Annotated in this window: 12 protein-coding genes; 6 read left to right on the top strand and 6 right to left on the bottom strand. The window is 67.4% G+C overall.

Annotated elements, in window-relative coordinates; genetic code table 11:
- Entirely contained in the window at positions 1-2400 is a 2400-nt protein-coding gene (locus AC1RQG_RS19760) for a heavy metal translocating P-type ATPase (protein ID WP_493133801.1), read from the bottom strand.
- A 77-nt stretch (positions 2401-2477) separates the two neighbouring features.
- Positions 2478-3203: a cytochrome b/b6 domain-containing protein gene (locus tag AC1RQG_RS19755; RefSeq protein ID WP_493133799.1), complete on the bottom strand. Its 726-nt coding sequence runs from the start codon at positions 3201-3203 to the stop codon at positions 2478-2480.
- Between the two features lie 156 nt (positions 3204-3359).
- On the opposite strand from AC1RQG_RS19755, the gene AC1RQG_RS19750 reads away from it, so the two are divergent.
- Positions 3360-5972, top strand: a complete 2613-nt coding sequence (locus AC1RQG_RS19750; protein WP_493133798.1) for a cation-translocating P-type ATPase — start codon at positions 3360-3362, stop codon at positions 5970-5972.
- On the opposite strand, the gene AC1RQG_RS19745 is transcribed toward AC1RQG_RS19750, so the two are convergent.
- Complete coding sequence (locus AC1RQG_RS19745; RefSeq protein WP_493133796.1) at positions 5948-7966, bottom strand: bifunctional 2',3'-cyclic-nucleotide 2'-phosphodiesterase/3'-nucleotidase; 2019 nt, start codon at positions 7964-7966, stop codon at positions 5948-5950. The genes AC1RQG_RS19750 and AC1RQG_RS19745 overlap by 25 nt on opposite strands.
- 150 nt (positions 7967-8116) lie before the next feature.
- On the opposite strand from AC1RQG_RS19745, the gene prfB reads away from it, so the two are divergent.
- The 3 genes from prfB to lysS all read left to right on the top strand — a co-directional run bounded on the left by prfB (position 8117) and on the right by lysS (position 11468).
- A protein-coding gene (gene prfB / locus AC1RQG_RS19740) for a peptide chain release factor 2 (protein ID WP_493133794.1) occupies positions 8117-9221 on the top strand; the annotation gives its coding sequence in 2 pieces (ribosomal slippage) (positions 8117-8197 and positions 8199-9221; 1104 coding nt in all).
- Between the two features lie 3 nt (positions 9222-9224).
- A complete protein-coding gene (locus AC1RQG_RS19735) occupies positions 9225-9911 on the top strand; it encodes an HAD family hydrolase (RefSeq protein ID WP_493133793.1) in 687 nt (228 codons plus the stop codon).
- A gap of 27 nt (positions 9912-9938) precedes the next feature.
- Positions 9939-11468, top strand: coding sequence for a lysine--tRNA ligase (gene lysS, locus AC1RQG_RS19730; protein ID WP_493133792.1), 1530 nt, complete (start codon positions 9939-9941; stop codon positions 11466-11468).
- 127 nt (positions 11469-11595) lie between these two features.
- Here the strand turns inward: lysS and ppnN are convergent, their stop codons facing one another.
- A complete protein-coding gene (gene ppnN / locus AC1RQG_RS19725; RefSeq protein ID WP_493133790.1) occupies positions 11596-12966 on the bottom strand; it encodes a nucleotide 5'-monophosphate nucleosidase PpnN in 1371 nt (456 codons plus the stop codon).
- A 302-nt stretch (positions 12967-13268) separates the two neighbouring features.
- On the opposite strand from ppnN, the gene AC1RQG_RS19720 reads away from it, so the two are divergent.
- A complete protein-coding gene (locus AC1RQG_RS19720; protein WP_493133788.1) occupies positions 13269-14774 on the top strand; it encodes a peptide MFS transporter in 1506 nt (501 codons plus the stop codon).
- Between the two features lie 61 nt (positions 14775-14835).
- Here AC1RQG_RS19720 and glpD read toward each other — a convergent pair whose 3' ends face one another.
- A complete protein-coding gene (gene glpD, locus AC1RQG_RS19715; protein WP_493133786.1) occupies positions 14836-16380 on the bottom strand; it encodes a glycerol-3-phosphate dehydrogenase in 1545 nt (514 codons plus the stop codon).
- A gap of 177 nt (positions 16381-16557) precedes the next feature.
- Between glpD and AC1RQG_RS19710 the strand changes: the two genes are divergently transcribed.
- A complete protein-coding gene (locus AC1RQG_RS19710; protein WP_493133784.1) occupies positions 16558-18894 on the top strand; it encodes a penicillin-binding protein 1A in 2337 nt (778 codons plus the stop codon).
- A 118-nt stretch (positions 18895-19012) separates the two neighbouring features.
- Here AC1RQG_RS19710 and AC1RQG_RS19705 read toward each other — a convergent pair whose 3' ends face one another.
- A complete protein-coding gene (locus AC1RQG_RS19705) occupies positions 19013-19711 on the bottom strand; it encodes a TetR/AcrR family transcriptional regulator (RefSeq protein WP_493133782.1) in 699 nt (232 codons plus the stop codon).
- Between the last annotated feature and the right edge of the window lie 88 nt (positions 19712-19799).

The following is a 19799-nucleotide window of genomic DNA, read 5'->3' as shown; positions in this document are numbered from 1 at the left end:
TCAGCCCTGCTGCGCCGGCCGCCAGCGTTTGAGCCGCAACGCATTGCTCACCACGGACACGCTGGAAAATGCCATCGCCGCGCCCGCGATCATCGGGTTGAGCAGGCCGAAAGCGGCCAGCGGCACCCCCACCAGGTTGAAGATGAAGGCCCAGAACAGGTTCTGCCGGATATTGCTGTAGGTGCGGCGCGAGATATCAATGGCGTCCACCAGCAGGCGCGGATCGCCGCGCATCAGCGTCACGCCCGCCGTCTGCATGGCCACGTCCGTGCCGCTGCCCATGGCCACGCCCACGTCGGCCGACGCCAGCGCGGGCGCGTCGTTGATGCCGTCGCCCACCATCGCCACCCGTTTGCCGGCCTTGCGCAACTCGGCGATCACCGCGCCTTTGGCTTGCGGCAGCACCTGCGCATGCACTTCGTCGATGCCGAGCTCCCGGCCGATGTGATCGGCCGCGCCCTGGTTGTCGCCGGTGAGCATGACGGTCCGCACGCCCAGCGCGTGCAGGCGCTCCACGGCCTGACGGCTTTCCGGCTTGACGGCATCGCCAAACGCCAGCATGCCGATCAGGGCCGGCGACGGGCCGAGCCGCGCCAGCCACGAAACGGTGGCGCCGCCCTGCTCCTGCGCGCGCGCCTGCCCGCGTAGCGGCTCGACACTCAGGCCATGCTGGTCCAGCATGCGCTCATTACCAAGCGCCAGCGGCTGACCGTCCACCACCGCCGTCACCCCGTAACCGGGCACCGCCTTCATGTCCTGCGCGGCCAGCGGCGCGATCTTGTCGGCCTGCGCGGCGTCGCGCATGGCGCGTGCCAGCGGGTGTTCGCTACCTTGCTGCACGGCCGCCGCCAGCGCAAGCAACCGCTCATGATCGCCATCGACCGCGACATGGGCCATCAGTCGTGGCTGCCCTACCGTGAGCGTGCCGGTCTTATCGAACGCCACCACCTGCACGCCATGCAGCAGTTCCAGCGCTTCCGCGTCCTTGATCAGGATGCCGTGGCGGGCTGCGACGCCGGTGCCGGCCATGATGGCCGTCGGCGTGGCCAGTCCCAGCGCACACGGGCAGGCGATGACCAGCACGGCCACCGCATTGAGGATGGCTGTGCTCCAGCCGGCGCCCGCCAGCCACCAGCCCACGCAGGTGAGCGCCGCGATGGCCACGATGGCCGGCACGAACACGGCGCTGACCTGATCGACCAGGCGCTGGATCGGCGCCTTGGCCGCTTGCGCATCCTCCACCGCGCGGATGATCCGCGCCAGCGTCGACTCGGTGCCCACCGCGCTGGTGCGGGCCACGAACAAGCCTTCGCCGTTGACGGCGCCGCCGATCACCTTCTCGCCCGGCCCCTTGCTGACGGGCAGACTCTCGCCGGTCAGCATGGATTCGTCGACGTGGGTGCCGCCTTCCAGGATCACGCCATCCATCGGAATGCGCTCGCCGGGGCGCACCTGCACCTCGTCGCCCACCCTGAGCGCGGCGGCCGGCACCTCGCGCCATGCGGAGCCGCTGCGCACGCGCGCCGTCTCAGGACGCAGCGATTGCAGGGCGCGGATCGCCTCCGTGGTCTGGCGCTTGGCGCGCGCTTCCAGCCATTTGCCCAGCCGGACCAGCGTGATGACGACCGACGCCGCCTCGAAATACAGGTTCATCGTGCCGCCCGGCTGCGTCAACCACAGGTACAAGCTCAATCCATAGGCCGACGAGGTGCCCAGCGCGACCAGCAAGTCCATATTGCCGGTGCGCGCCAGCAGCGCCTTCCAGGCGGCGCGGTAGAAGCGCGCACCGATCCAGAACTGGACCGGCGTGGCCAGCGCCCATTGCAGCCAGGCCGGCAGCATCAGGTGGAAGCCGAACAACTCCGCCACCATGGGCGTCAGCAGCGGCAGCGTGAGGGCGGCCGAGATGGCGATCTGCCACGGTTCGGATATCCGGCGGGCGGCGGCCGGCGCGGCGACGTCCGCAGGCACGTCGGCGGGGCTGGCTTCATAACCAGCCTTCGTCACAGCCGTCGCCAGCCGCGCCATGTCCACCTCGTCCCCGGCCACCGTCACGCTGGCCCGCTCCGTGGCCAGGTTGACGCTGGCCGACAGCACGCCAGGCACCGCCGACAATGCCTTCTCCACGCGACCCGCGCAGGACGCGCAGGTCATGCCGCCGATGGCGAGCGTGTATTCATGGGTCGGCACATCGTAGCCGGCCTTGCGCACCACACCGGCCAACGTGGCGGCCGACAGTCCCGCGTCGCCCGTCACCCGGGCCACTTCGCTGGCCAGGTTGACGGACACGCTGCGCACGCCGGGGGCGGCGGCCAGCGCCTTTTCCACCCGCCCCGCGCACGAGGCGCACGTCATGCCCGAGATGGGCAGGTCCAATTCCTTGATGCTGACTGCGGTCATTCCTTACTCCGGTAGCGGTACACATGCAACAGTGTGTACCTTACCACCGTTGTAAGGTCAAGCGCATGGCGTGCGGATCAGTCGTCGTCGCGCTCATGGTGCCCGGCCTGACCGGCCGCATGCTCGCCCGCACCGCTCAGCGCCGGGATGCCGGCCGGCGCGTAATGCCATTGCAGCGCGCCGAAGCCCAGCACGGCGGCCAGCAATACCACGGCCAGCGGCCGCCATGCGCTGCGGATCGCATCAGCCGCCGCCCCGCGCTTGAGGCCCGTGACCATGGCCGCCGCCAGATTCTCGCCATGCAGGCGGCTGCTCACCACCACCGCCGCCACGTGCAGCGCCACCAATCCCAGCATCAGGTTGGCCAGCAGTTCGTGGGTTTCCTCCAGCACGTCGCCGCCCAGATCCTGGTACAGCGTCCAACCCGTGGCGCCGATGGCCAGCGCCAGGCCCAGCATGCCGACAATGGCCAGCGCGCCGGCCGGATTGTGCCCCACGTAATGCGCCGGCTTGCGCTGCGCCAGGCCGCGCAGGTAGGCGAGCGCCATGCCCGGTCCGCGCACGAAATCGGTGAAGCGCGCATGACGCGTGCCGACCACGCCCCACAACAGCCGGAACACCACCAGCCCCACCATGCTGTAGCCCAGCGTGACGTGCAGCAGCCGCAGGCCATCCTGCTCCGCCGTCAAATACGCGCCGGCGAAGCACAGCGCCATCAGCCAGTGGAACACGCGCACCGGCGCGTCCCATACCAGCACTTTGCCATCGGCGGTCGGTGCGGCCGCACCATTCGATACACTCATCTTGCTCTCCTTGATCAATTGCGATCGGCCGATGTCCGACCTCTCATGATGTGCATGATCGGACGTACACATTAAGTAAATCTTACGCATCCAACAGGCAGGCCCGCCGTGCTAGACTAAGCCTGCCCCAACCCGGCCATGCGGCCAGCCAGGAACATGCCAGAAGACTTGAAGCAGGATGATTTGAGCAGCACGGAAGCGGCGCGGCGTCTGGAACAGGACGGCCCGAACGCCTTGCCCGTGTCCCGCCCGCGCACCGCGCTGCACCTGCTGATCGGTGTCGTCTTTGAACCGATGTTCCTGCTGCTGGTGGCCTGCGGCGCCATCTACCTGCTGCTGGGCGACCAGAACGAAGCGCTCATGCTGCTGGGCTTCGTGTTCGTGGTGATGGCCATCTCCTTCGTCCAGCAGCGGCGCACCGAACGATCGCTCGAAGCGCTGCGCGTGCTGTCCAGTCCTGTGGCCATGGTCATGCGCGATGGCCAGGTCAGCAAAGTGCCGGCGGCCACCCTCGTGTGCGGCGACATCGTCCTCATCGCCGAGGGCGACCGCGTTCCGGCCGACCTGTCGCTGCTGACAGCCACCAATCTGACGGTGGACGAATCCATGCTGACCGGGGAATCGGTCCCCGTCACCAAGTACGCCGCCGCGCCGGATGCGCCGCCCGATGTGGCCGCGCCCGACACGCCGCAAGCCGTCTGCCAGGCCTATTCCGGCACGCTCGTCACGCAGGGCACCGCGCGCGGGCGCGTGATCGCGACCGGGCCGCGCAGCGCGCTGGGGCGCATCGGCCAGTCGCTGGCGGCCATCGGCGCGCAACCGACGCCGGTGCAGGCGGAAACGGCGCGCGTGGTCAAGCTGGTGGCCGCCGCCGGCCTGGCGCTGGCCGTGTGCCTGGCGCTGTTCTACTGGCTGCGTCTGGGCGACTGGCTGCATGGCCTGCTGGCCGGCCTCACGCTGGCCATGGCCATCCTGCCCGAGGAATTGCCGGTGGTGCTGACCATCTTCCTGGGCCTGGGCGCATGGCGGCTGGCGCGCGAGAAGGTGCTCGCGCGCAGCATCCCCGCCATCGAACTGCTGGGCGCCACCACCGTGCTGTGCGTCGACAAGACCGGCACCCTGACCATGAACCGCATGCAGTTGCGCGCCCTCTGGTGCGACGACGCCCGCTACGACACGGTGGCCAACGCCGCCATGCCGCTGCAGGAGGAGCTGCACGGCGTGCTCGAATACGCCGTGCTGGCCAGCCACCGGCGCGCGTTCGACCCGATGGAGACGGCCATCGCCTCGGCCGGCAAACACCTGCTGGCCAATACCGAACACCTGCACGACGACTGGACGCTGGTGGACGACTACCCGCTCTCGCCGGAGATGCTGGCCAAGTCGCGCGTCTGGCAGTCGCCCGACCACAGCGCGCTGCTGATCGCGGCCAAAGGCGCGCCCGAGGCGATCATGGACCTGTGCCACCTGCCGCCCGAGCGCTGCGCCGCCATCGCGGCCCAGGTGACGGCCATGGCCGGCGAGGGCTTGCGCGTGCTGGGCGTGGCGCGCGCGGAATTCAGCACCCCCGTCACCGCACCCGCGCCTGTCGCCGCGCCCGGCCTGCCGGACAAGCAGCACGATTTCGATTTCGAGTTCCTGGGCCTGGTGGCGCTGGAAGACCCGGTGCGCGCCGACGTGCCCGAGGCGATCGCGCAGTGCCGCCGCGCCGGCATGCAGGTGGTGATGATCACCGGCGACCATCCATCCACGGCCCGCTCCATCGCCCGCCAGGCCGGCTTGACCGCCGACGGCGAACCCATCACCGGCGCCGAGCTGGAGACGATGGACGACGCGGCGCTGGCCGCGCGCCTGTCCGGCACCCACATCTTCTGCCGCGTGCAGCCGGCGCAGAAGCTGCGGCTGGTGCAGGCCTTCCGCGCGCGCGGCGAGGTGGTGGCCATGACCGGCGACGGCGTGAACGACGCGCCGGCCCTGAAGGCGGCCGACATCGGCGTGGCCATGGGCGTGCGCGGCACGGACGTGGCGCGCGAGGCGGCCGCGCTGGTGCTGCTGAACGACGATTTCGCCTCGCTGGTGACGGCCGTGCGCCACGGACGGCGCGTGTTCGCCAACCTGCGCAAGGCCATCGCCTTCATCGTGGCGGTGCACGTGCCGATCGTCGGCCTGTCGTTCATCCCGGTGCTGTTCGGCTGGCCGGTGTTGCTGATGCCGGTCCATATCCTGTTCCTGCAACTGATCATCGACCCCGCCTGCTCGGTCGTGTTCGAAGCGGAGGCGATCGAGCCGCACGCCATGACGGCGCCGCCGCGCGCGGCCAATGCGCGCCTGTTCGACCGCGAGGTGCTGATGCGGGGGCTGGTCCAGGGCATTGGCCTGCTGGCCATCCTGCTGGCGCAGTCGCTGGTGTTGCGCGCCATCGGCACGGATGGCGCGCAGGAACGGGCGCTCGCCTTCATCGCCCTGGTCTGCTCCAATCTGGGTCTCATCTTCGCCAACCGGACCTGGAGCGGCATGAGCTGGCGCAGCGCCGGCGCCGTCAACCACGCCTACCGCTGGAGCAGCGCCGCCACGCTGACGCTGCTGGCCCTGGTGCTGGGCGTACCGGGCGTGCGTGCCCTGTTTGGATTCGCGCTGCCCCCGGCGCCGCTGGTGGCGGCGGCGATGGGCACCGCGTTGGTCAGCACGCTCTGGTTCGAGGCGTGCAAGCACATGCTGAACCGGCGGGCGACGACGGCGATCGGTCAGTGCGACAAGTCGATGCCGTAAAGGGCGAAGCCCTTGCCGCCGCCGTCGTCCGCCTGCAACTGGCGCACATTCGTCAGACCGGCATCGCGCGCCAGCCGCTCCATGCCCGGCGGCGCGTGGAACACCACGGGGCCGGCATGCGCCACCGGCGCGAATCGCCAACTGCGGGCGGCGCCGTGGATGCCGCGGGTCAGATGCCGGGCGGCGCGGATGTAGGCGATCAGCACATCGCGGCTCGCGTCCGGCGCGGCCAGCACGGTCTTGCCGCCGTCCAGTCCGGGGAAACCGCCGCCGCCGTTGGCGCGGAAGCTGTTGGTGGCCACCACGAACGACTGCTCCGGCGCCACCGGCACGCCCCGGTAGCGCAGCGCCACGATGCGCTGGCCCACGGGGCGCGTGACATCGATCTCGTAGCGCACGTCGGGATCGGTGAGCATGTCGAAATTGAAGCCGGCGAAGGCCGTGTCGACCAGTTCCTGCGGCGCGCCCGCCGCCGGGTCTATGCGGTGGAAGCGGCCCGCCGCCTTCTCCAGCCACGCGCGCAGCTCCGCACCCGTCACTTTGACCGCGTATAAAGCGTTCGGGTACAGATACAGGTCGGCCGCGTTGTTCAGCGCCACCGGGCCCGGTTTGACGTCGGTGTAATCGCCCGGTCCGGCGGCCCCCGTCTTGAACGGCGAGGCCATCGACAGCACCGGCAGCGCGGCGTACTGCGGCAAACTGGCACGCACGTGGCGACGCACATAGTCGGTCTGGGCCAGGTTCACCAGTTCGATCGCGCTGGGGTCGCCCACATCGGCGAAATAGCTGGCCATGCGGAAGTCGCTATGCCCCAGCGGCGCCTGCACATAGGCGATGGTGGCCGCGTGTTCGTCCGCCACCAGCGGCGCGATGGCCGGATCGGCCGCCACGAAACTGCGGTCGGCGTTCTGGATGCCGCGCGCCTCGACCGTGGTGCGCTGCCGGTCCACCTGCCAGCGCTGGCCATCGTAGCGCAGGTGCAGGCCGATCACGCCCAGGTACTTGCCCCACAGGCTGGCCATCACGGTCGGCACGCCAAACACGGTGCCGCGCACCTTGTCCACGCCCGGCAGGTTGAAGGCGGGGACGGTGCTGGCGGCATCGGGGAAGGTCTGGTGCGCGTGGCCGATCAGCATCGCATCCACGCCGGGCACCTGGGCCAGATACAGGCCGGCGTTCTCCATGGCGGGCGTGTAGGGCGCGCCGTCGATGCCGCCGTGGGCCATGGCCACCACCAGGTCGGCGCCTTCGGCCCGCATCCGGGGGATGTACTTCTGCGCCGTTTCGCGCACGCCCTCCGCGTAGACCTTGCCTTCGAGCGCGCGCTTGTCCCAGTCGAGGATGCCCGGCGGGGTGAAGCCGATGATGCCGATGCGGATCGTCGCGCGCAGCGGCTTGCCATCCGGCCCGGTGGCGCTGACCTCTTTGTCGAGGATGCGGTAGGGCGCGAACAACGGCTGGTGCGTGCGGCTGCTGTAGACGTTGGCCAGCACCAGCGGGAAGCGGGGGCCGGCGCAGCGCGGTGCGGCCGGGTCCACGCCGTCCACCTGGAACGCGCTGCCCGTGACCCGGCTCAGGTAGGCCAGGCCGTAATTGAACTCGTGGTTGCCGATGCCGGCGCCCTCCACGCCCAGCGCGTCGAGCGCGCGGTAGATGGCCAGCGCCCGGTCGCACGGCGGCGGCGCCACCAGCGCCTGGTAGTCGGCCAGCGCCGTGCCCTGGATCGCGTCGCCGTTATCGAGCAGCAGCGTGTTGGGGAATTCGGCGCGGGCCTGGCGGATCAGCGTGGCCGTGCGTTCCAGGCCGATGGACGGTTCCGGCTTGAGCTTGTAATAATCATAACTGAGCACGGTCGCGTGCAGGTCGGTCGTCTCCAGCACGGCCAGCGTGGCGGCGCTGCCGGCCGGGGGCGCGGCCAGCGCCGTCGGCGTCCAGAACAACGCACAAGAGAGCAGCGGCAGGGTCAGGGCGGACAGGGGAAACACGGCATGCATGGGCGGCTCGGTCGTATGATTTTCGCAATGTCGGCCGCATGATACGCCCGCCGGGGACGCCGGTCCAGCCGGCGTGCCACGAGACGGGCCCGGAACACCCCTCGCTGGAGTATAATCCGGGGTTTGATTTCAGCCTAGAGAAGATCCAATATGGAAGCCGAACGCATCAACGCCCTCTCCGCCCTGCTCGCCGATCTCACGACGCGCGAAGCCGAACTTCGGAGGTATCTTTGACTTCGATAAGAAGTCGGAGAAACTAGAGCAAGTCAACGAGGAACTGGAAGACCCCACGGTCTGGAACGATCCCAAGCGCGCCCAGGACCTCGGTAAAGAGAAAAAATCGCTGGAGTCGGTGGTGTTCGCCCTCACCAAGGCCCACGCCGACCTGGCCGACATGAACGACCTGTTCGCCATGGCCAAGGAGGAAAACGACGACGACACGCTGGAAGCGGTGATCGGCGACACGGAAGAAATCCGCAAGGTCATCGAAGGCATGGAATTCCGCCGGATGTTCAACAATCCGATGGACCCCAACAACTGCTTCATCGACATCCAGGCCGGCGCCGGCGGCACGGAGGCCCAGGACTGGGCCTCGATGCTGCTGCGCCAGTACCTGCGCTATTGCGAACGCAAGGGCTTCAAGGTCGAGATCATGGAGCAGTCGGACGGCGAGGTGGCCGGCATCAAGACCGCCACGCTCAAGGTGGAGGGCGAATACGCCTACGGCCACCTGCGCACGGAGACCGGCGTGCACCGCCTGGTGCGCAAGTCGCCGTTCGACTCGGCCAACGGCCGCCACACCTCGTTCACGTCGCTGTTCGTGTACCCCGAGGTGGACGACTCGATCGACATCGAGGTGAACCCGGCCGACCTGCGCGTGGACACCTACCGCGCATCGGGCGCCGGCGGTCAGCACATCAACAAGACCGACTCCGCCGTCCGTCTGACCCACATGCCGACCGGGATCGTGGTGCAGTGCCAGAACGACCGCTCGCAGCACCGCAACCGCGCCGAGGCGATGGAGATGCTGAAGGCCAAGCTGTACGAGCAGGAACTGCGCAAGCGCATGAGCGAGCAGCAGAAGCTGGAGGATTCGAAGACGGACGTGGGCTGGGGCCACCAGATCCGCTCCTACGTGCTGGACCAATCCCGCATCAAGGACTTGCGCACCAACTTCGAGACCGGCAACACCAAGGGTGTGCTGGACGGCGACCTGGACGAGTTCATCTCGGCCTCCCTCAAGCAAGGCGTTTAAGGCATGAGTACTCCGCAGCGCGCTTTCATCTTCGACATGGACGGCACGATCGTCGACAACATGGCCTTCCACACCCAGTCGTGGGTGGCCTTCTTCGAACGCCGTGGCCACCGGATCGACCCGGACGAGTTCTTCCGGGCCACGGCCGGCCGCCAGGGGCACGAGATAATGCGCCACTATCTGGGCGAGCATCTGACGAAGGAGGAAAGCGCGCAGCTGGACTTTGAAAAGGAGTCGCTGTACCGCGAGCTGTACGCGCCGCACCTGGCCACCGTGCGCGGCTTCGACCAGTTCATCGCCGCCGCCAAGGGCGCCGGCGTGGCGCTGGCCGTGGCCACGGCCGCGCCCAACGACAACATCAGCTTCACGCTCGACGGGCTGAACCTGCGCGGCCACTTCCGCGCCGTCGTCGGCGCGGCCGACGTGGCGCGCGGCAAACCGAACCCGGACGTGTTCCAGCTGGCGGCCCAGCGCAGCGGCGCCCTGCCAGCCCACAGCATCGTGTTCGAGGACGCGCCGCTGGGCGTGGAGGCGGCGCGCCGCGCCGGCATGCGCGCCGTGGCCCTGACCACCACGCTGCCGGCTGAAGCCTTCGCCCAATTCGACAACGTGATTTGCATCGCGCGCGACTTCAGCGAGCTCGATATCGAACAACTGTTCGCCGCCGCGCCGGCGGCCACCGCAATCTGAATAAAAACATCCATCTACGAGAACAATATGACCACCGATCTTCAAGAACAAGCAGCCGCCCCGGACGAAAACAAGATCATCGCCGAACGCCGCGCCAAGCTGGCCGCGTTGCGCGAACAGGGCGTCGCCTTCCCCAACGACTTCAAGCCGCAGCACAAGGCGGCCGACCTGCACGAGCAGTATGGCCAGAAGTCGCGCGAGGAACTGGAAGAGCACCCCGTCACCGTGGTGCTGGCCGGCCGCATGATGCTCAAGCGCGAAGCGGGCAAGAAGGCCGCCTTCGCCACGCTGCAGGACGCATCCGGCCCGCGCGCCGACGGCCGCATCCAGATCTACGCCACGCTGGACCTGACCGGCGAGGCGGCCATGGCCGCCCTGCACCACTACGACCTGGGCGACATCCTGGGCGTGGTCGGCACCCTGTTCAAGACCAAGACCGATGAACTGACGATCAAGGTCTCCGAACTGCGCCTGATCACCAAGTCGCTGCGCCCGCTGCCCGACAAGTTCCACGGCCTGGCCGACCAGGAGACCAAGTACCGCCAGCGCTACGTGGACCTGATCATGAACGAGGAGACGCGCCGCACCTTCAAGGCCCGCACGGCAGCCATCTCGTCGATCCGCCGCTTCATGGACGCCAACGGCTTCATGGAAGTGGAGACGCCGATGCTGCACACCATTCCCGGCGGCGCAGCGGCCAAGCCCTTCGTCACCCACCACAACGCGCTGGACATGGAAATGTACCTGCGCATCGCGCCCGAGCTGTACCTGAAGCGCCTGGTGGTGGGCGGTTTCGACCGCGTGTTCGAGATCAACCGCAACTTCCGCAACGAAGGCGTGTCGATCCGTCACAACCCTGAATTCACGATGATGGAGTTCTACGCGGCCTACACCGACTACAAGTGGCTGATGGACTTCACCGAGGCCGTGATCCGCCAGGCCGCCATCGACGCGCACGGCACGGCCACCCTGACCTACGGCGGCCGCGAGCTGGACCTGGCCAAGCCGTTCCACCGCCTGACCATCGTGGGCGCCATCAACAAGTACGCGCCGCACTACACCAACGAGCAGCTGCACGACGCCGCCTTCATCACGGCCGAACTGGCCAAGTTCGGCGTCAAGCCGCACGCGCACTCGGGCCTGGGCGCGCTGCAACTGGCGCTGTTCGAGGAGACGGCCGAGGCGCAGCTGTGGGAGCCGACCTACATCATCGACTACCCGGTCGAAGTGTCGCCGCTGGCGCGCGCCTCGGACACGGTGCCCGGCATCACCGAGCGCTTCGAGCTGTTCATGGTGGGCCGCGAGATCGCCAACGGCTTCTCCGAGTTGAACGACGCGGAAGACCAGTCGGCCCGCTTCCTGGCCCAGGTGGCGGCCAAGGACGCCGGTGACGAGGAAGCCATGTTCTACGACGCCGACTACATCCGCGCGCTGGAATACGGCATGCCGCCGGCCGGCGGTTGCGGCATCGGCATCGACCGTCTGATGATGATCATCACCGACTCGCCCAACATCCGCGACGTGCTGCTGTTCCCGCACCTGCGCCGCGAAGAGTAAGCGCCGCGTCGCATGAAATAAAAAGCCGCCCGGTCGCAAAACCGGGCGGCTTTTTTTGCATGGGACTTCTCCCATTCGTCGTTCCCGCGAAGGCGGGAACGACACTATCTATTCCAAGAGCACCGCTTTACTGGATCACGCGGTAGCAAGGCGTGTAGTGCTTGCCCGCCAGCTTCATGCGGTGCTGGGCCACGAACGACGCCAGGAGCGCGTCCATCGGCCCCATGATGGAGGCGTCGCCGTGGATTTCGAAGTGGCCGTGCTTCTCGATCGCGCGGATGCCCTCGTCCTTCACGTTGCCGGCCACCACGCCGGAGAAGGCGCGCCGCAGGTTGGCCGCCAGCAGGTGCACTTCCTGGTTCTTGTGCAGGCTCAGGTTGCGCATGTTCTCGTGCGTGGGCGCGAACGGCATCTGGAATGCGTGGTCGATCTTCAGCAGCCAGTTGTAATAATAGGCGTCGCTGCGCGACTTGCGGAATTCGCGCACCTGCTTGATCCCGGCCTGCATCTCGCGCGCCACCAGTTCCGGATCGTCGATGATGATCTTGTAGCGCTGCTGCGCCTCCGGCCCCAGCGTGTCGTGGATGAACTGGTTGATCTGCACGAAGTATTCGCGCGACGTCTCCGGCCCCGTGAACACGAGCGGGAACGGGATGTCGGCGTTGTCCGGATGCAGCAGGATGCCCAGGATGTAGAGGATCTCCTCGGCCGTGCCGGCGCCGCCGGGGAACACGACGATGCCATGGCCGGTGCGCACGAACGCCTCCAGCCGCTTCTCGATGTCGGGCATGATCACGAGCGCGTTGACGATGGGGTTGGGCGACTCGGCGGCGATGATGCCCGGCTCCGAGATGCCCAGGTAGCGGCCCGTGTCCATGCGCTGCTTGGCGTGGCCGATGGTGGCGCCCTTCATCGGGCCCTTCATCGCGCCCGGCCCGCAGCCGGTGCAGATATCAAGCCCGCGCAGGCCCATCTGGTAGCCCACCTCCTTCGAGTAGTTGTACTCGGCGCGGTTGATCGAGTGGCCGCCCCAGCACACCACCAGGTTGGGATTGAGCTGCGGCTTGAGGATGCCGGCGTTGCGCAGGATGTGGAACACGGCGTCGGTGATGCCCTCCGTGCTATCGAGGTTGAACTCGGGGTTGTCCGTCACCTCGTTGCTGACGAAGATGATGTCGCGCAGCACCGCGAACAGGTGCTCGTGGATGCCCTTGATCATTTTGCCGTCCACGAAGGCGATCCCCGGCGCGCCCTTGATATCGAGCTTGATGCCGCGCTCGCGCTGGATGATGCTGATCTCGAACGACTTGTAGCGCTCCAGCAGTTCCTTTCCATCGTCGATGGTGCTGCCGCAATTGAGCACGGCCAGCGCGCAGTTGCGGAAGACTTTATAGAGGCCGCCCTGGCTGGTGTCGAGCAGCTTGTTTACTTCGGCCTTGGACAGGACTTCCAGCTGTCCCTCCGGCGCGATCAGGGTATCGACAACGTCATGTTCCATGATACAAAAATCCTTATTCAAATTCGCCGCAACTTGATGGCTTGCACTGCCAATATACGACAACTGAGCGCATTTGGGGCCGGAGAATGCGATGCGCGGCGGCGCCGGCCCGCGCGGCCATTATTATCACAACCGCCACAATTTCGCAGGCGGCGCCGCAAAAGATGCGCCCGGAGGGAATTGTGGATTAAAATGCCGCACCCGGAACACCGGCGTGCTGCGTTGCGCCCCCAAGCTTATCCAGCCAGGGCGCGGCCTGCCACCCACTTTTATCGACCATAATAAACTTTAGGAGAAACCGCATGAGCGGTGCTACCCAAACCAACCAGGAAGTCGCCGTCCCAGAGTTCAAACAGATCATGGGACACCCAGCTCCGCTTTGGATGTTGTTCATGACCGAGTTCTGGGAACGCTTCGCGTTCTACGGCATCCGCTGGGCCCTGGTGCTCTACATCGTCGCCCAGTTCTACCACGGCGACGCCGCCGGCGAGCAGTTCGCCAACCTGACCTACGGTTCCTACCTCGCGCTCGTGTATGCGGGCGCCCTGTTCGGCGGCTACGTGGCCGACCGCGTGCTGGGCTACCAGCGCTCCATCATCGTCGGCGCCATCTTCATGTCCGCCGGCCTGTTCATGATCGCGCTGCCCGATCCGAACATCTTCAAAATGGGCCTGGCCACCATCATCGTCGGCAACGGCATGTTCAAGCCGAACATCTCGACCATGGTGGGCAAACTGTACTCGCTGGGCGACGAGCGCCGCGATTCGGGCTTCACCATTTTCTACATGGGCATCAACGCCGGCGCGCTGCTCGCCCCCGTGCTGACCGAATACCTGGCCACGAAAATCTTCGGCACCGGCGGCATGCCGGCCTATAAGGTGGTGTTCATCTCGGCCGGCGTGGGCATGCTGATCAGCCTGTTCTGGTTCGGCGTCGGCCGCCGCGGCCTGAACGGCATCGGCGCGCCCGACGCGCAGATGCAGGACCCCAAGCGCATGCTGTGGGTGGCGCTGGGCGCGCTGTGCGTGATCCCCGTGGTCTACATGCTGCTGGCCGTGGGCGCCAACAACCTGCAGGGCGTGCTGTCGGTGCTGTTCATCATCCTGTCCGTGATGCTGATGATCGAAGGTATCCGCAACGGCAAGGTGGCGCGCGACAAGGTGATCGCCATGCTGGTGATCTTCTTCTTCAACATCATGTTCTGGATGTTCTTCGAACAGGCGGGCAGCTCGTTCACCTTCCTGGCCGACAAGATCGTCGACCGCATCATGTTCGGCTGGGAGTTCCCGAACGCCTACTTCCAGACGGTGAACTCGATCGCCATCATCACGCTGGCGCCGGTGATCGCCTTCATCTGGGTGGCCATGGGCCGCAAGAACGTCAACCCGTCCATCGCCCGCAAGTTCGGCCTGGGCCTGATCTTCAACGGCCTGGCCTTCGGCCTGCTGATGTTCGCGCTGTCGTCGCTGGTCGACGTGCACAACAAGATCCCGTTCTGGACCCTGTTCATGGTGTACGTGATCCAGTCCGTCGGTGAACTGTGCCTGTCGCCGATCGGCCTGTCGATGGTGACCAAGCTGGCGCCTACCCGCCTGGTGGGCCTGGGCATGGGCGGCTGGTTCCTCTCGACCGGCATCGGCAACAACCTGTCGGGCATCTTCGCCAGCTTCGTCAGCGGCGAAAAAGGCATGTCGGTGTCGTCCGCGCTGGAAGGCTACACCATGGGCTTCTACTCGCTGATGGCCGGCGGCATCCTGCTGTTCCTGATCGCGCCGCTGATCAGCAAGCTGATGCACGGCGTCAAATAAGCATCGCTTGACACCGGCAACGGCGGCCCGCGGGCCGCCGTTGTCGTTTGCGCGGCGCCTGTCAGGGCTTGCGCAGCGGGTGGGCGTCCAACCAATCCTGCAGGCGCCGCGCCGCGTCCGGCGGCAGGTGCAAACCGAGCTTGGAGCGCCGCCACAGGATGTCCTGCGCGCTGCGCGCCCACTCGTAGCGGCGCAGGTAGTCCACCTCCGCCTCGTACAAGCCGGCCACGATCTCCTCGCCCATGGCGCCCGGCGCCCCGCGCCCCGCCAGCAAGGTGTGCATGCGCGTGCCGTACGCGCGCGCGTAGCGCGCCACCAAGGCCGTGGGCAGCCAGCCATAGCGCAGCTGCTGTTCGCGCTGCCACTGGTCGAATTCGAGCACGGCGCGGTTCTGCGGCGTGGCGCCGAACAGGTCGCCGCCAGGCAGGCAGGCGCCGGCCGTCCAGCCGCCATGCCGGTTGTCGAGCGCGCGCGCGATGGTGTCCACCGCCTCCTCGGCCAGCTTGCGGAAGGTGGTGATCTTGCCGCCGAATACGCTCAGCAGCGGCGCACCGCCCGCCCCCTGCTCCACCTCGAGCCGGTAGTCGCGCGTGACGGCCTTGGCGTCCGCCGCCTCGTCCTCCACCAGCGGACGCACGCCGGCGTAGCTCCACACCACATCGACCGGCGCCACCGGCGCGGCGAAGTATTCGCTGGCCAGTTCGCACAAATAGCTGGTTTCGTCGGCCGTGATGGCGACCTGGCCGGGGTCGCCCTGGTAATCGAGGTCGGTGGTGCCGATCAGCGTGAACTCGTGTTCATAGGGGATGGCGAACACGATGCGTCCGTCCGGATGCTGGAAGATGTAGGCGTAATCGTGCGCGAACAGGCGCCGCACGACGATGTGGCTGCCCTTGATCAGCCGCAGCTGGCGCGCTTGCGCCCGCGGCGCCGCCGCTTGCAGGAAGGCCGCCGTCCACGGCCCGGCCGCGTTGACCAGGTAGCGCGCGTTGACCCGGATGCGGCCGCAATCGACCTTGTCCAGCAAGGCCTGCCAGCGCTCGCCGTCGCGCCGGGCCGAGTCGCAGGTGGTGCGGGTGAGGACGGTGGCGCCCCGCTCGGCCGCGTCGATCGCGTTCAGCACCACCAGCCGCGCGTCGTCCACCCAGCCATCGGAATAGACGAAGCCGCGGGTGAACACGGGCTTGAGCGGCTGGCCGGCCGGATGGCAGCGCAGCGCGATGCCGGACGACGCGGGCAGCAATTCGCGCCGGGCCAGGCTGTCGTACAGCAGCAGGCCGGCCCGGATCATCCACGCCGGACGCTGGCCGCGCGCGTGCGGCATCACGAAGCGCAACGGCCGCATGATGTGGGGCGCGCTGCGCAGCAGCACCTCGCGCTCCAGCAGCGCCTTGCGCACCAGGCCGAACTCATAATATTCGAGGTAGCGCAGGCCGCCATGGATCAGCTTGGTGGAGGCCGACGAGGTGTGGGAGGCCAGATCGTCCTTCTCGCACAGCACGACCGACAGCCCGCGCCCGGCCGCGTCGCGCGCGATGCCGGCGCCGTTGATGCCGCCGCCCACCACGAGGATGTCGCAATCTATCGTATGCTGCGGTTCTGTCATGGAATTCCCGCCAGGCCGATCGCCGCCCAAGCCGCCGGAGTGGCGGTGTTGGATTCATTATAAGGACTTCCCGCACGCCACCGCCAGTATCGTGGCGCGGCACGACGCGGCGGGACGCAGCGCGGCGGGGCGATTGGTCTATAATTCCCACCACTTCGCAACCATGAGTATCCTGTCTTGAGTGCTTCCCAACCCGCCACCTCCCCCTTGTTCAAGCGCCGTAACATCGTGCGCGGCCTGATCGCCGTCGTGCTGGCCGGCCTGATCGCCGTCGGCCTGCTGGTCGCCTACCTGCTGCTGGTGATCGCCCCCAACCTGCCGTCGCTCGACGTGATCACCGACTACCGGCCCAAGATCCCGCTGCGCATCTACACGGCCGACAAGGTGCTGATCGGCGAATTCGGCGAGGAACACCGCGACTTCATCCCCATCAAGGACATGCCGGAGATGATGAAGAAGGCCCTGCTCGCCATCGAGGACACGCGCTTCTACGAGCATGGCGGCATCGACTGGCTGCGCGCGCTGGGCGCGGCCCGCTCCAACCTGGGCGGCAGCTTCCGCCAGGGCGGCTCCACCATCACCATGCAGGTGGCGCGCAACTTCTTCCTCACCCGCGACAAGGTCATCGCCCGCAAGCTCAACGAGGTCATGCTGGCCTATAAGATCGAGGCGGCGCTCAGCAAGGACCAGATCCTGGAGCTGTACATGAACCAGATCTACCTGGGCCAGCGCTCGTTCGGCTTCGGCAGCGCGGCCCAGGTCTACTACGGCAAGCCGCTGAAGGACCTCAGCATCGGCGAGATGGCCATGCTGGCCGGCCTGCCCAAGAACCCGGCCCACCACAACCCGGCCGTCAATCCCAAGCGTGCCAAGCAGCGCCAGCACGTGGTGCTCAAGCGCATGCGCGAACTCGATTACATCACGGAAGACCAGTACCAGAAGGCCCTGCGCGAACCGCTGCGCGTGAACAACCGCGGCCAGGAGTTCGACACCCACGCCGAATACGTGGCCGAGCTGGCGCGCCAGGTGGTGTACGCCAAGTTCAAGGAAGACTCCTACAACAAGGGCATCAGCGTCTACACCACCATCCTCAAGGCCGACCAGGACGCGGCCTACGAATCGGTGCGCAGCAACGTGCTGGCCTACGACCAGCGCCACGGCTACCGGGGCCCGGAGGCGTACATCGAACTGCCGGCCGGCGACGAGGAACGCGACGACGCCATCGAGGAAGCGCTGCAGAAGCGCCCCGGCAGCGACCGGTTGATCCCGGCTGTGGTGCTGGAGGCGGGCCCCAAGAACGTCAAGGTGCAGGATCCGTTCGGCCAGGAGATCAGCATCAGCGGCGACGGCCTGCGGCTGGCCGCGCCCGCGCTGGCGGCCAACGCCAAGGACGGCTTGAAGCTGCGCCCCGGCGCCATCGTGCGCATCATGCGCGGCGAGAAGAACGCCTGGGTCATCACCCAGGTGCCGCAGGTGGCGGCGGCCTTCGTGTCGATCGACGCCGTCACCGGCGCCTACCACGCGCTGGTGGGCGGGTTCGACTACAACCTGCAGAAGTTCAACCACGTGACGCAGGCGTGGCGCCAGCCCGGCTCCTCGATCAAGCCCTTCATCTATTCGGCCGCGCTGGAGAAAGGCTTCTCGCCGGCCACCATCATCAACGACGTGCCGCTCGAACTGACGGGCGCCGAGACGGGCAACGAGACCTGGCGTCCCGGCAATGACGATGGCGTGTACGACGGCCCGATCACCATGCGCACGGCGCTGGCCAAGTCCAAGAACGTGGCCTCGGTGCGCATCCTGCGCAACATCACGGTCGGCTACGCGCACGACTACCTGGGCAAGTTCGGCTTCGACCTGGGCCGCCAGCCCAAGAACCTGACGCTGGCGCTGGGCACGGGCGCCGTCACGCCGCTGCAACTGGCCGGCGCCTACGCCGTGTTCGCCAACGGCGGCTACCAGATCGAACCCTACCTGATCGCGCGCATCGTGGACGGCAACGGCGCCGTGATCTCGGAGACCAAGCCGCCGGCCGGTCTGGAAGAGAATTCACGGGTGATCGACGTGCGCAACGCCTTCGTCACCGACAGCATGCTGCGCGAGGTGACGCGCAGCGGCACCGGCGCGGCGGCCGCCAAACTGGGCCGCCCCGACATCGCCGGCAAGACCGGCACCACCAGCGACGCCGTGGACGGCTGGTTCTCCGGCTATGGCGGCGGCATCGTGGCCGTGTCGTGGATGGGTTACGACGATCCCAAGTCGCTGGGCGGACGCGAATTCGGCGCCACGGTGGCCATGCCGATCTGGATGGATTACATGCGGGTGGCCCTGCAAAAGCGCCCGCCGCAGGAGCGGCCGGTGCCGGCCGGCCTGACCCAGGTCGACGGGGAATGGCTGTACGATGAATTCATGGGCGACGCGGCCGTCCATTCGCTCGACATGGGCGACGCGGCGCCGGTACCGGACGCGCCGGCGGCCGACCAGGCGCCGGCCGAGAAGCCGGCCATCAACTAGGCGCCCGCACATCGTCGTTCCCGCCCATGGAACGCGAGCGATTGCTTAGCGCACGCGTCCCATGGGTACCCGCGTTCGCGGGTACGACGAGCTTACATTGCCGGACTTGGGGTTGCGTTCACGCCGTGCGCGCCGCCGCCAGGTGCCCGCGCACGAAGCGCACCGTGCTTTCCGCGAACTGGTCGGGCGTGACCTTGGCGGCGCGGTACTTCCAGCGCTTGACGTACCAGTCCTGGAACATGGCCATGCAGTGGGCCGCCAGCAGCGCCGCGGCGCCGTCCGGGCGCGCCGGCACGCGCTCGACCAGCTCGACGATCAGCGCCTGCACGTACAACTCCGATTCCTTGGCCATGGCGCGCTGCTGCGGCGGCAGCGCGCGCGAGTCCATGAAGACGAAATAGAACCACGGCTGCAGGATCTCGGACAGGAAGATGGAGGCGCGGATCAGCGCCTCCAGCCGGTCGAGCGGATCGTCCACGTGGGCGAACATGCGCGGCACTTCCTGGGTGGCGTGCCGCACCACCTCCTCGATCATTTCGGCCAGCTGGTCCTTGCCGCTGATGTAGCCGTACAAGCCGCCCATCGACAAGCCCGTCTCGCGGCACAGGTCGCGCAAGTTCATGGCGCGGAAGCCCACCTCGTTGGCGAGGCGGAAGGTGGCGTTGAAGATTTTCTCCAGATTCTCCAGCGCCGGCTTGCGGCGCTTGACGCCGATGCGCTCGGCGTAACGGTCGAGCAGGAAGGCCCAGATGTTGGCGCCATCGAGCGGCGTCATGCGCTGGAACTGTTGGAACGTGAAGTGGACAGGCAAGATCACCCCGGAGATTGATTTCGGGAACGATTATAGCGCAGGAAAACAACTGTCCCGGCCGATTTTCCAATTTCGGCGCCTGAATTCGACCAGC

The organism is Rugamonas sp. GW822-FHT03B10, assembly GCF_058801745.1.
This window is presented reverse-complemented; position numbering and strand designations above follow the sequence as displayed.

Coding starts and splice junctions, on each gene's coding strand:
- AC1RQG_RS19745 (WP_493133796.1), bottom strand. CDS start 7,966: ATGCATGCCGTGTTTCCCCTGTCCGCCCTGACCCTGCCGCTGCTCTCT.
- lysS (WP_493133792.1), top strand. CDS start 9,939: ATGACCACCGATCTTCAAGAACAAGCAGCCGCCCCGGACGAAAACAAG.
- AC1RQG_RS19755 (WP_493133799.1), bottom strand. CDS start 3,203: ATGAGTGTATCGAATGGTGCGGCCGCACCGACCGCCGATGGCAAAGTG.
- AC1RQG_RS19720 (WP_493133788.1), top strand. CDS start 13,269: ATGAGCGGTGCTACCCAAACCAACCAGGAAGTCGCCGTCCCAGAGTTC.
- AC1RQG_RS19750 (WP_493133798.1), top strand. CDS start 3,360: ATGCCAGAAGACTTGAAGCAGGATGATTTGAGCAGCACGGAAGCGGCG.
- ppnN (WP_493133790.1), bottom strand. CDS start 12,966: ATGGAACATGACGTTGTCGATACCCTGATCGCGCCGGAGGGACAGCTG.
- AC1RQG_RS19735 (WP_493133793.1), top strand. CDS start 9,225: ATGAGTACTCCGCAGCGCGCTTTCATCTTCGACATGGACGGCACGATC.
- glpD (WP_493133786.1), bottom strand. CDS start 16,380: ATGACAGAACCGCAGCATACGATAGATTGCGACATCCTCGTGGTGGGC.
- AC1RQG_RS19760 (WP_493133801.1), bottom strand. CDS start 2,400: ATGACCGCAGTCAGCATCAAGGAATTGGACCTGCCCATCTCGGGCATG.